The following is an 11,401-nucleotide window of genomic DNA, read 5'->3' as shown; positions in this document are numbered from 1 at the left end:
ACCCAGATTGATGTTAAGTGAAGCACGTTATCAAGCCCACAGAAAACCGGTTGTTATTCGCAGGAGCAGATTGTGCTAAAGTGGCGTAAACAAAATAACAACGATATTCAATAAGGATTCTTTCATGGACGCTCTCGATCTTTTGCTCAATCGCCGATCTATCGCGAAGTTATCCGCGCCTGCACCAGAAGGTAAAGCTCTTGAGAACATCATTCGTGCTGGCCTTCGTGCGCCTGACCATGCGGGATTAACCCCTTGGCGTTTCGTTATCGCACAGGGCGATGGTTTGAAAAAACTGTCAGATATCTTGGTAAAAGCGGCAGAAGCTGAAAATAGTGATGAAGCGGTGGTCGAAAAGGTAAAGAATGCCCCATTTCGCGCACCAATGGTGATCACGGTGATTGCTAAAGTAACAGAACATGAGAAAGTACCAGCACTAGAGCAACACTTATCTGCGGGATGCGCTGTACAAGCGATGCAAATGGCAGCCGTAGCGCAAGGCTTTCAAGGGTTTTGGCGCTCAGGTAAGTGGATGTTCCATCCAGAAGTTCATCAAGCATTTGGTTTAGAAGGTGACGATGAGATTGTTGGTTTCTTGTACTTAGGCACGCCTGGTTGTACACCGATGAAAGTTCCTGAGCGTGACCTTTCTCAGTTTGTTGAATTTCTATAACTGAAAACTTAAATAAACTGACTGTTTATTTATACAGTTTTTCTTGATTTATTAGGGCTACATTCGTTAATGTGGCCCTAATTATATTTATTTCCAAAACGTTATGTCTCGTCTGTTTATTGCTGAAAAACCAAGCTTAGGCCGTGCGATTGCCGCTGCACTGCCAAACCCTCAAAAGAAAGATCAAGGATTCATCCGCTGTGGGAACGGGGATATCGTTACTTGGTGTATCGGCCATTTGCTCGAACAAGTCGAACCTGACGCTTACGATGAGCGTTATAAAAAGTGGAATATGGCAGATTTACCAATTGTTCCGCAGCAATGGCAGCTCAGACCGAGGAAAAGCGCAAGTAAGCAATTAACAGTGATTCGTAAATTGCTCAAAGAAGCTAACGAAGTCATTCATGCAGGAGACCCAGATCGAGAGGGTCAGCTGTTAGTTGATGAAGTTCTGGACTATTGCAAGTTATCTAAAACCAAGAAGGAATCCACACAGCGTTTGCTGATTTCCGACTTGAACTTACCTGCGGTTAAACGCGCACTCAGTTCTATGCGCAGTAATCGCGAGTTTATCCCACTTTCAGTTTCTGCATTGGCCCGCTCTCGGGCTGATTGGCTGTATGGTATGAACATGTCTCGTGCTTATACCTTGCTTGGTCAAAAAGCAGGGTATCAAGGTGTTCTCTCGGTAGGGCGAGTGCAAACGCCAGTTCTTGGCTTAGTGGTGCGTCGTGATGAAGAAATCGAAAACTTTGTCCCGAAGGACTATTTTACCCTACATGCTCTGATCCCATATCAAGATGCCAATGGTACTTTTGATATTCGTGCTCGTTGGAAGCCAAGTGAGGCATGCAAGCCTTGGCAGGACGAAGAAGGTCGAGTATTAAACCGTAAGTTGGTAGAAAATGTTGCAAACCGTATTGCAAATCAACCCGCAAAAGTGACAGAGTCGGAACAAAAGCAAACCAAGCAATCAGCACCATTACCTTATTCGTTATCTGCTTTACAGATCGATGCCGCGAAGCGCTATGGTATGAGTGCGCAACAAGTACTAGATACTTGTCAGGCATTGTATGAAAAGCACAAGTTGATCACTTACCCGCGTTCAGATTGTCGCTATTTGCCGATGGAACACTACTCACAAGCAGGGACGGTGACAACTGCTATTGCGAATAACGCAAAAGAGTTGCAAGTTGCCGTTCAGGGAGCAGACTTAACATTAAAGTCCAAAGCCTGGAACGATAAAAAAGTGGATGCGCACCATGCGATTATCCCTACACCGAAGCAAGCTAATGTGAATGCGCTTTCCGGCAATGAGATGAAAGTGTATCAATTGATTGCGCGCCAGTACCTCATGCAGTTCTATCCGGCGGCGGTTTACGCAGAAGCGAAATTGGTTTTCGATATCGCTGGTGGTACGTTTGTCGCGAAAGGTCGTCAGTTAGTTTCGCCGGGTTGGAAAGCGCTAATGGGCAAAACTGACAAGGAAGATGAAGGTATTGATGCCGTGCCACCGCTACCCGAAGGCACCGTGTTAACTTGTCGTGAAGGGGAAATAAAAGACCGAAAAACCGAGCCACCAAAGCATTTTACCGAGGCATCGCTGTTGCAAGCGATGACCGGGATCGCCCGTTATGTTGCGGATAAAGAACTGAAAAAAATCCTTCGTGACACTGATGGGCTAGGCACGGAAGCGACTCGCGCTGGTATTTTGGACACGCTGTTCAAACGCCAACTGCTTACGCGTCAAGGTAAGTCAATTCTCAGTTCTCCTGCGGGAAGAGGTCTCATTCATGCCTTGCCAGAAGATTCAACATACCCTGATATGACGGCTCATTGGGAGCACCAGTTACAAGGTATGGCAGAGAGAAATCAAGCATATCAGCCGTTCATGCAAGCACTGGAACAACGCATTGATAGCTTGATGGCACAAGTAAAAGCAGGCCCTATCCCTGATTCATTACGTCATCTACCCAAGGTGGAACGTCCTGCGTTTAAACGTAAAAAGCGCAGTTATTCAAAGAATGGTGGCGCGACTAAATCTCGTGCAACCAAAGGTAAGCAGGCATAGGACAAGCGCGGCGTAATTAAACTCCGCGCATGCTTGAAAATAGATTACTCGAACAGATCACCGTGGTTTTGGATCGCGCCTCTTACTTCACCTTGAGTTAACACGCGTTTGTCCAGTACCTCTTTCACCTGGTTGCCCAAGTCAACTAATGTATCTCGATTCGCTTGAGTTTGGCGTTTACCAGCACTTCTCAAGCAGTAATTTAGTTCGTGCTCTTCGCTAAAATTAACCAAATCCCTATCTGCTGCCATCGTGCTTTCTCCTTATTTGTTCTACTTTTTCCTAAGTCTGGATTGGATGTAGATAAATTCAAGTTAGATTGCGCGAATTATGCTGGTGGATCACTGATGAACATTATGTTTGCCAACCAAGTCACGATTATGAAGCCTGGCTTTGATGGTATTTGGTTTAGTGACGGTTGTGTCTTAATGCTGCTACCAAGGTAACTCAGTACCATCGTAGTTAATAAATCGACCTGAAAGCAGCGGTGTGCTCAGCTCTATCACGTTCGCTAGGCCTTGCGCGGAGGTTTGCGTATCTATCAAAGCATTTGGCCCGCCCATCGCCGTTTTTACCCAACCAGGGTGAAGCGCTAAAACGGTAAATCCTTCAGGTGTTAAATCATTACTTAAGCTTTTCACAACCGAGTTAAGCGCCGCTTTCGATGAGCGATAAATATAACCGCCACCGGACGTATTTTCGGTCATGCTCCCCACTTTTGATGAGATACAAGCAATCTTTTTTATCTTGCCTTGTTGTAAGCGAGGGTAACAGTGCTCAACCAGTTTTAACGGTGCAATGGTGTTTACTTCGAAGGCTTTACGCCATTCTTCTACGTCAGTGTTTCCAAAGCCATATCCCTTGGGGCCGTAATATCCTGCATTATTGATGAGTAAGTCGATGGCAGGGAGTTTATCGGCAAGCTTAGCGACTTGTTCGTAGTGAGTGACATCCAGTTCGTGCAAAACCAGATTGCTGAATTGTGAGGCTAGAGTTTGTAGTTCTGAACTGTTCTCTAAGGAACGGCTAGTAGCATGTACTTGGTGGCCTTGCTTCAGGTACAGCTCAGTTAAGCTAAGGCCAATGCCGCGATTTGCTCCGGTAATAAAGACGGTTTGACTCATACAAACACCTATGTTTTTTTGATTTCAGTTGAAAGTCATTGTGTTAGCTAAGCACCATAAAATCAACCAACCACCACGCACCAACAACAAGAGATGAAAATAGGGACAGAGCACAAAGAGAGCCAAACAGTGCGCCGAGAATAGCAAAGAAAGTAGAATTCATATGTATATTAAATTTAATTGATATTGAAAATCATTATCAATTAAATTGCATTTTATTCAACCCTTGAAGTTGATACTATTTCGTTACCATTGTTATTAAGAATTTCTCATGCTGCCATTTATCTACCACCCGATTTATTCTCAACTTGAGTTGCCAGAGGGGCATCGTTACCCAATTATGAAATACCAGTACCTCTATGAATCGGTATTGGTGCATATAGAGAAAGATAACTGGAAAGAGCACGCGCAGTTTTTCCAGCCCGAAGCATTAACTGTTGGGGAAGTAAAACGTGTTCATGACGAGGAATACGTCGAGTTACTTGTTAGTGGAAACATGCCAGCTGCGAAGATGCGCCGAATAGGTTTTCCTTGGAGTGAGTCTCTCATTACCAGAACGCTAACTTCAGCAGCGGGCACGGCTCTGACCGCAAAAAAGGCACTTGAGTACGGTGTGGCCATTCATTTGAGTGGTGGGTATCACCACGCACACAAAGAGTTTGGCAGTGGTTTTTGTTTATTTAATGACTTAGTGATCGCGGCCAGGCAAGCGCTCGAAGTCGAGCATGTCGATAAAGTATTGATCATTGATAGTGATGTTCACCATGGGGATGGAACAGCAACTTTATGTGACGATGAGCCAGATATCATCACGCTTTCTTTCCACTGTGATAAAAACTTTCCAGCGAGGAAGCCTCAGTCTGACCTAGATGTGCCTTTGGTGCGAGGAACAGGTGATGAGGATTTTTTAATGGCGTTTAAAGAAGTGGTCGATATGGCACTTAATCTTCATCGCCCTGATTTGGTTATCTACGATGCTGGTGTCGATATACATCAAGACGATGAGCTTGGATATTTTGATGTGTCGACGCAAGGGATTTTAGAACGTGATAGATTTTTAATGCAAACAGTGAAATCTCGAGGTATCCCTGTCGCAGCTGTCGTTGGAGGTGGATATCGAACGAATCATGCTGACCTCGTCCCAATCCATTTGCAGCTTATCAATGCCGCTAAAGAAGTCTTTATTGATGAGTAGATACAACTAGACGTAAATATCAAATTGATTCAACACTGGAACGAACGAAAAGGGCATTAATTTTTTGTGGGTTCTTTCTGAGTGTGGCGGAGTGCTTAGTTGCGTTCAAGAAGTGATAAGTGATTTGTACAAATCTTTTTAAGTCTGGAGATGCGAAAAAGCCCGCTAATTTCTTAGCGGGCTTTTTCTAAATGTGGCGGAGAGATAGGGATTTGAACCCTAGATACGCTATTAACGTATGCCGGTTTTCAAGACCGGTGCTTTCAACCACTCAGCCATCTCTCCGTTGTTGAGGCGCATAATATAAGGCTTTGAAAATGTTGTAAACCCCTAGTTGAACTGATTGGATGTTTACTGCGCAAATTTGTGGTTTGTGTTGTTGAAATAAACAAAAACTCCCCAAAAAGGGGAGTTTGAATAGTATATGGATTGCTAGGTATTAATCGTTTTTAGAATAAAAACGCTGTAACTCAGTTAAACCTTGCATCAAAACTGGCAACTTCGGTGCATCATCTCGAAGTCGTTTGTAGTTTTTGTCATACAGCTTGTAGTTGCCAAACTTATCGATCACTGTGGTTTGTGAGCTAGTAATCAAGGCAAGCTCGCGAGTATCGCCCGCCAAGATCCAGCGACGACGACTTTCATCGAATAGGTTGCGACCACTACTGTAATCATATGGGTTGGAAGATACGCCGAGCATATCTTGCAACAGTGTAACTGAGAGGTCCAAGTGACTTGTGCTGTGATTAAATTCGCCAGCCAGCATTCCAGGCCAATGGATCACCATCGGAACTTGTAATTGATAACGGCTGTAGTTGCTGTTTGCTCCCCAGCTGTTCGTATTGGTTTCGTTAAATTCACTACCGTGATTAGAAGTGATGATTACGATGGTGTTTGTCAGTTGTCCCGTCGTTTCCAGTTCATCAATAATACCGGCGATAGTTCTATCCGCCGACTTCACTGCATATTCATAAGCTTTTTTGAATCGCTCACTTGCAGGCATTTCTTCGTCATTATTTGAAGGAATCGATTCAAAATTATCAACGGTGGTGACTTCGATGTAACTAAACCATGGCTGACTTGCTTTCTCTGCTAACCATGTATTCCAGTTTGCGATAGATTGTTTATCGGTATGAGCTTGCGTGCCATCTAGGTCTTCCGCTAAGTTCAAGTCGCGGAAAATAATTTCTGAGTAGAGATCATCTTCAAACCCACTGCCACTGAATAAACCAAAGTTGTAGCCCTGATCTTTCAGTACATCGAGCAATACTGGGGAAGCACCTTGCGCCTTGATGCTTGATGCATAACTGGTCGGTAAGCCATAGAACAAACCAAAGGCCCCGTATGTATCATTACTTGAGCTGTAATGATTACGGAAGTTCTGATTGTTTTCAGCAAACTCATAGAGGTTAGGCATCTCTTCTTGGTTCAGCGCATCCGCTCGTAAATTGTTTATGCTGATCATCAACACATTGAGCTTATTAACTCGGCGGTTAAACTCAAGCTTTTCAAGAGGGTAGTTGACTAACTCTACGTTGCCTTCGTTTTCTGCCAAACGTTTTAGGTATTCCTCACGGTCAAGTAGACCATGTTTTTCCATAAAACTCTTCGCCGTCATCGGGTAAGACAAAGGGAAGTTTGAACGCTGGCTAGTAATTGGGTTGTAAAAATACGCATCTGCCCAAATGTAAACCAAATGGCTGGTCATAAAGCTGAGGAAAAAGACGGCCGCGAGAGGGCGTCCTACGTGCTTATGAGATAGTTTGCGCTGTTTTCGCCATACCCATTCGGATAGTGCGAGTTGAATAAGGAAGATCAGCGGCATCACAACAAATAAATGTTGTAGGTCAGTGCTGAGCGCACTTTTGTCTTCGCTGAATAGTAACTCCCAGACAACGGGAGTTAAGTGCAAATTGATCGACTGATACGCTTGGGTATCAATTAATAATATGGTTTGCCCAACGGTTGCGAAAATCACTGCCACCAAACGGAACAACTTCCGCGATGGCAGGATAAACGTCAACGGGAATAGAACAAGCAAGTAAAGTGCGAAAACTAGAAAGCCAAAGTGACCAACCCAAGAAACCGCCAGATAAAACTGACCAAGTAACGTCTCGGGCCAAGGAGACTGAACAATGTAGCGTGTGCCTATCAACATCGACGCAACGATATTGAAGAATGCAAACCAGTGACCCCAACCAACTAGTCGAGATACACGTTCGCCGTATGAGTTTCCGCTGTCTACCATGTATGTGTTCTATTGTCCGTGATTAGTGTGTTTTTGGTGTTTCTAAAGAAGACATCAGCGCCTGAGCAAATTTTTCAGCAATCGCTTTGCGTTGTGAAGCAGCAACACGTTGATTTAAGACATTGGTTGCGATATTTCCGGCAATCATTAGCGTCAACTCAGGAGAAGCAGCATGTTTTTCAAGAACTGTTGCTACTTCAGCAAGAATTTTTTCTACTTGCTCGTCAGTATATTTAGATGTAATCGGCATAAAGACTCTAATAATGATAGTAAAAGCGGCTTATGATAACCTACAATGCCCATCAACTAAAACCTTGTAGCAAGATAAAATCACTATGAGTCTTCATCTTTCAAACGTTATTCTGCATCAACTGTGCAAAAACGATCAGGACGAGCTGGTTGTAAACTTTCGTCCAGCATCATTAGAGAACGATGCATCTACAGAAAACTTAGTCGCTGAGCTTCACCGAGTATTCCATTCTAAAGCTGGTAAAGGTTTTGGCGCTTTCCAGTCAGACAGCGAATTTCAATTTTGGCTTCAAGAAATGCGCAAAGGAGAGCGAGATTTTTACGACTTCTCACAAATTAGTGCAAATCGCTTGAAAGAAGAGTTGATTAAGTACCCATTTGCGGATGAAGGTATCTTGGTTTTCGCTGAGTATCAGAGTTTAGCAACGGACTACTTGTTCATCGGTATCTTACCAATGAATCAGAGTTTAAAAGTGACCGAAGGTTTGGACATCAGTGCGACAGATTACCTTGATATCACCAAAATGGATATTGCCGCACGCATCGACCTGTCGAGCTACGAGACCGACAAGGAATCCAATCGTTATCTGCAATACATTAAAGGACGCGTTGGCCGTAAAGTGGCGGACTTCTTCCTAGATTTTCTGCAAGCGGATATTGGCTTAGATACTAAACAACAAAACTTAGTGTTGATGCAGGCGGTGGATGATTTTTGTGCTGACTCGAAGCTAGAAAAGCAAGAAGTGAACGAGTACAAGAAACAAGTTTACGACTACTGCAATGAGCAAATTAAATCCGGTGATGAAGTTCAAATCTCAGAGCTTTCTGGAGAACTTCCTCCAAGCCAAGATGGCACAAGCTTTATGGATTTTACCAAAGAGCAAGGGTACGAGCTTGAAGAGTCTTTCCCAGGTGATCGTGCGACGGTTCGCAAACTGACTAAATTTGTTGGAGCTGGTGGTGGTTTGAATATTAGCTTCGATAGTCTCTTACTTGGCGAGCGTATTTTTTATGATCCAGAGACGGATACCTTAACGATTAAAGGGACGCCTCCAAATCTAAAAGATCAGTTAAGTCGCAATTAAAATCATATCGTTAAATAAAGAGAGCAAACGGCTCTCTTTTTTTATGTGAATAAGAAACATCCATAGTATATGCTTGTAATTAATGGAGATATGCGAGGGGCAAGTGTTGCTGAAGCTAAAAGAAGGAATACGGCGGTTTGTTTGGTTCTGGTTCGTTTTGTGGTGTGTTTTAGCACTTGGCATTTGGCTGCAAGCCAAACAAACGATTCAAACGATTTCGACTGTAAATGAGTTAGGAAGTAAAGTTGAAGAAGTCAGGCACTTTTTTAACTTCGATCTGCCTTACCGTGTTAAACACGTCGACCAAATTTCACTGAAACTTCAGTTGGCTTATGCAGTTCGCTTACAGCTTGAAAGTGAGTTTTCTGAAGGGAAAATCACACCAGACATCACTCAATTGCTTTATACGACCGACCGATTTTTAGAAAGTGCTCGAGCTTTTGTAAGAAGTGACAGTGAATTGGTTTCGTTAGCAGAACAGTTACGAAGCAGCCGTGCTCGAACAGAAAACTCTGATCAAATCCAGGCAATGTACTATCGCTTAGGTGCGCTTGTTTTTGAGTCTGTCTTTAGTGACTCTGCAACGAATAGCGATACTTACCGTGACTTAGACCGACTTTTTATTGAATCAGAGACGCTCTCTCCCGAAGAGCGAAGTGCTCTTCAGCGCCAGCTTGCTCAAACCTCAAGCGCACTATCTGCTCAGGCACAGGGCAGTTATTTATCCAATCAACTGCTTAATCCAGATTTCCCGAACCAGTTAACTTCGATAAATGATCAGTTGGAACAGAAGCTAATGACTTTTATTGTTTGGTTGTCTGTAATCAGTGGTTTGCTCCTTTTCCTCATTTCATGGGGAGCCTTCTCCCCAAAAACGATTCAACCGATACCACTACCCAGAACCGATGATAAAAAGTCAGAGCAAGTTGGCGATGATGAAAATGGAGCTAACGCTGTTCCCTCAGCTCAGTCAGAAAATTTTCAAAACGTCCAAATGAACGAAGAAAGTTGTAATGAGGTGAATTCATCACAAGTGGAAGTAGTGGAACGTGAGCCGTACATAGATATCAATAAAATGTTAGATTCTCTGTCTGGTGACGAGGGCGCTGTGCGGATGTTACTGGAGGTCTTTATTCAGGATCACTCTGGCGATGGCACTAAAATGTATCAGCTGTTAGAAGAGGATAAAGAGCAAGCGCAAAGAGCCGCACACAGTCTTAAAGGGGTCTCAGGGAGTTTAGGTGCAATGCCATTGCACTGTATTTCGGGTGATATTGAACTGTTGATTAAACAAGGGCAAAAAGTGCCGGAAGAGAAGTTGGCATGTTTAGATGATGTCCTAAAACAAACCATACTTTTTGCTAATAATGTTCTCAATAGTGAAAAGATAACAGAAGCGCTAACAGATTGATATTGCTCTGACTTAATGTCATAAGAGTTGAGGTAATAAAGGCTCGAACTATATGACTTAGTTCGCTTTATTCCCGTTCTATACAATTTGTTAAAGGTGTTTTCATGTCCGTTCGCCGAATGTCTTCAATGATGTTGATAGGGCTGGTTATGATGCTTTCAGGGTGCTCCCTGCTCGAAGTCAAGATCGAGAGTCAAACCGTCCCTCTTACCAAACAAGAGCTCAATATGCGTCTTTTGACTCGTGAGTATGCGCAGCAGTTTTTTGCTCAGGTTGAGCAAGCAGCAGATGCACTACACGAACAATATGAGCCTCATGATAAAGTTCATCAATCTTATATTTTACTTTGGAAGATAAATGCTGAAGAAGGCATCCAAGCTTCTGCGTATCAAGTGTCCCCAATGGCTGCACTGATTGATACATGGACTTTCACGCTACAAATGGAACAGTTCTTTACTACCGCTTCTGGTAATGAGCTCTTTGCGTCTGATGAGGCCAAGTTAGTTTCCGTTTATTTAGCGAAAGAGGTAGATAAACTGGCTCAATCTTTATTGAAGAAAGAAGCATACATCAAGACACAAACGTTTGTTGCAGAGTTCGCCAAGCAGCATCAATTCGCTGATTTAAGCATGATTAGGACTCCGGCTTACCGTAAGTGGTTAGATGCAAACCAAATTAGCGAAGAGGAAGCCGTTACAACGTTAGGCACGATGCCAGAAGCACTTGGGGATGTCTCTGATCGTCTAAGTCTGGTATCAGAACAGACACCAAAAATAATGACGTGGAAAGCGCAGTTGTTGGCCTTGAATAGCTCTGCCAGCATCGAAAAAGTCAATGCGGCGCTCAATAGTTTGCAAGTTACCGCTGATTCGATGAGGGATTTTATCGATAACAACCCAGAGTACATGCGTTATTTGGCAGAACAAATGGCGCTGGAGTTACAACCTTTGGTTGACGATATCGATCAAAGGACGGAGGCGCGTTTATCTCAGTTGGGTGAAGAACGCCAAGCTATAGAGCTGATGGTTGCCAGAGAGCGCCAAGAAATCGCACAGATCATTACCCATGAGCGCGAGAAGTTTGCTCAAGATATGGATCGAGTGTCGCAAGAGGTTGTGAATCTCGCCATGACTAAGCTGATTGAACTTGTCAAAAGTACCATCATCTACTTTATTCTGTTCATTGCCGTTATATTCTTTGCACCGCTTGGATTGGGCTATTGGTTTGGGAAGCGTGCAGCCGTGAAAACGCCAGTCAAACAAAGCTAACGATTTGTTTTGGAAATAAAAAAAGAGCGCTTTAAAGCGCTCTTTTTTAGTATTGAATTCGGAAGGGAGGTTCTTCC

The 11,401-nt window shown here is 43.6% G+C and carries 10 protein-coding genes and 1 tRNA gene; 6 read left to right on the top strand and 5 right to left on the bottom strand.

Features of this window, described 5'->3' with window-relative positions; all coding sequences use genetic code 11:
• Positions 1 to 124: 124 nt before the first annotated feature.
• A complete protein-coding gene (locus tag R7O13_RS14950) occupies positions 125 to 673 on the top strand; it encodes an NAD(P)H nitroreductase (RefSeq protein WP_005380711.1) in 549 nt (182 codons plus the stop codon).
• A gap of 103 nt (positions 674 to 776) precedes the next feature.
• Positions 777 to 2,744 carry a DNA topoisomerase III gene (locus R7O13_RS14945; RefSeq protein WP_017821143.1) on the top strand — a complete coding sequence of 656 codons (1,968 nt, stop codon included), beginning with the start codon at positions 777 to 779 and terminating at the stop codon, positions 2,742 to 2,744.
• Between the two features lie 44 nt (positions 2,745 to 2,788).
• Here the strand turns inward: R7O13_RS14945 and R7O13_RS14940 are convergent, their stop codons facing one another.
• Positions 2,789 to 2,995, bottom strand: a complete 207-nt coding sequence (locus R7O13_RS14940) for a hypothetical protein (protein ID WP_005380717.1) — start codon at positions 2,993 to 2,995, stop codon at positions 2,789 to 2,791.
• 183 nt (positions 2,996 to 3,178) lie between these two features.
• Positions 3,179 to 3,868: an SDR family oxidoreductase gene (locus tag R7O13_RS14935; protein ID WP_318304160.1), complete on the bottom strand. Its 690-nt coding sequence runs from the start codon at positions 3,866 to 3,868 to the stop codon at positions 3,179 to 3,181.
• A gap of 271 nt (positions 3,869 to 4,139) precedes the next feature.
• Between R7O13_RS14935 and R7O13_RS14930 the strand changes: the two genes are divergently transcribed.
• The gene (locus tag R7O13_RS14930) at positions 4,140 to 5,063 is read left to right on the top strand and encodes a histone deacetylase (protein ID WP_053304185.1); all 924 of its coding nucleotides are present in this window, start codon (positions 4,140 to 4,142) and stop codon (positions 5,061 to 5,063) included.
• Positions 5,064 to 5,257: 194 nt separating this feature from the next.
• On the opposite strand, the gene R7O13_RS14925 is transcribed toward R7O13_RS14930, so the two are convergent.
• The 3 genes from R7O13_RS14925 to R7O13_RS14915 all read right to left on the bottom strand — a co-directional run bounded on the left by R7O13_RS14925 (position 5,258) and on the right by R7O13_RS14915 (position 7,561).
• Positions 5,258 to 5,348: transfer RNA gene (locus tag R7O13_RS14925), tRNA-Ser, on the bottom strand.
• A 154-nt stretch (positions 5,349 to 5,502) separates the two neighbouring features.
• Entirely contained in the window at positions 5,503 to 7,311 is a 1,809-nt protein-coding gene (locus tag R7O13_RS14920) for a DUF3413 domain-containing protein (RefSeq protein WP_005380721.1), read from the bottom strand.
• A 22-nt stretch (positions 7,312 to 7,333) separates the two neighbouring features.
• Positions 7,334 to 7,561 carry a YejL family protein gene (locus tag R7O13_RS14915; RefSeq protein ID WP_005380722.1) on the bottom strand — a complete coding sequence of 76 codons (228 nt, stop codon included), beginning with the start codon at positions 7,559 to 7,561 and terminating at the stop codon, positions 7,334 to 7,336.
• 85 nt (positions 7,562 to 7,646) lie between these two features.
• Here R7O13_RS14915 and yejK point away from each other — a divergent pair, with 85 nt between their 5' ends.
• The 3 genes from yejK to R7O13_RS14900 all read left to right on the top strand — a co-directional run bounded on the left by yejK (position 7,647) and on the right by R7O13_RS14900 (position 11,324).
• Positions 7,647 to 8,645 carry a nucleoid-associated protein YejK gene (gene yejK, locus R7O13_RS14910; protein WP_151515024.1) on the top strand — a complete coding sequence of 333 codons (999 nt, stop codon included), beginning with the start codon at positions 7,647 to 7,649 and terminating at the stop codon, positions 8,643 to 8,645.
• A gap of 82 nt (positions 8,646 to 8,727) precedes the next feature.
• Complete coding sequence (locus tag R7O13_RS14905) at positions 8,728 to 10,056, top strand: Hpt domain-containing protein (protein ID WP_080276925.1); 1,329 nt, start codon at positions 8,728 to 8,730, stop codon at positions 10,054 to 10,056.
• A gap of 104 nt (positions 10,057 to 10,160) precedes the next feature.
• The gene (locus R7O13_RS14900; RefSeq protein ID WP_318070787.1) at positions 10,161 to 11,324 is read left to right on the top strand and encodes a chemotaxis protein; all 1,164 of its coding nucleotides are present in this window, start codon (positions 10,161 to 10,163) and stop codon (positions 11,322 to 11,324) included.
• The last annotated feature ends 77 nt before the right edge of the window (positions 11,325 to 11,401 follow it).

It is taken from the genome of Vibrio sp. Y176, assembly GCF_033438945.1.
This window is presented reverse-complemented; position numbering and strand designations above follow the sequence as displayed.

What these genes read in the sequence shown, in the direction of transcription:
- R7O13_RS14930 (WP_053304185.1), top strand. Translation starts at nt 4,140, where the DNA reads ATGCTGCCATTTATCTACCACCCGATTTATTCTCAACTTGAGTTGCCA.
- R7O13_RS14950 (WP_005380711.1), top strand. Translation starts at nt 125, where the DNA reads ATGGACGCTCTCGATCTTTTGCTCAATCGCCGATCTATCGCGAAGTTA.
- R7O13_RS14945 (WP_017821143.1), top strand. Translation starts at nt 777, where the DNA reads ATGTCTCGTCTGTTTATTGCTGAAAAACCAAGCTTAGGCCGTGCGATT.
- yejK (WP_151515024.1), top strand. Translation starts at nt 7,647, where the DNA reads ATGAGTCTTCATCTTTCAAACGTTATTCTGCATCAACTGTGCAAAAAC.
- R7O13_RS14900 (WP_318070787.1), top strand. Translation starts at nt 10,161, where the DNA reads ATGTCCGTTCGCCGAATGTCTTCAATGATGTTGATAGGGCTGGTTATG.
- R7O13_RS14915 (WP_005380722.1), bottom strand. Translation starts at nt 7,561, where the DNA reads ATGCCGATTACATCTAAATATACTGACGAGCAAGTAGAAAAAATTCTT.
- R7O13_RS14935 (WP_318304160.1), bottom strand. Translation starts at nt 3,868, where the DNA reads ATGAGTCAAACCGTCTTTATTACCGGAGCAAATCGCGGCATTGGCCTT.
- R7O13_RS14940 (WP_005380717.1), bottom strand. Translation starts at nt 2,995, where the DNA reads ATGGCAGCAGATAGGGATTTGGTTAATTTTAGCGAAGAGCACGAACTA.
- R7O13_RS14905 (WP_080276925.1), top strand. Translation starts at nt 8,728, where the DNA reads ATGGAGATATGCGAGGGGCAAGTGTTGCTGAAGCTAAAAGAAGGAATA.
- R7O13_RS14920 (WP_005380721.1), bottom strand. Translation starts at nt 7,311, where the DNA reads ATGGTAGACAGCGGAAACTCATACGGCGAACGTGTATCTCGACTAGTT.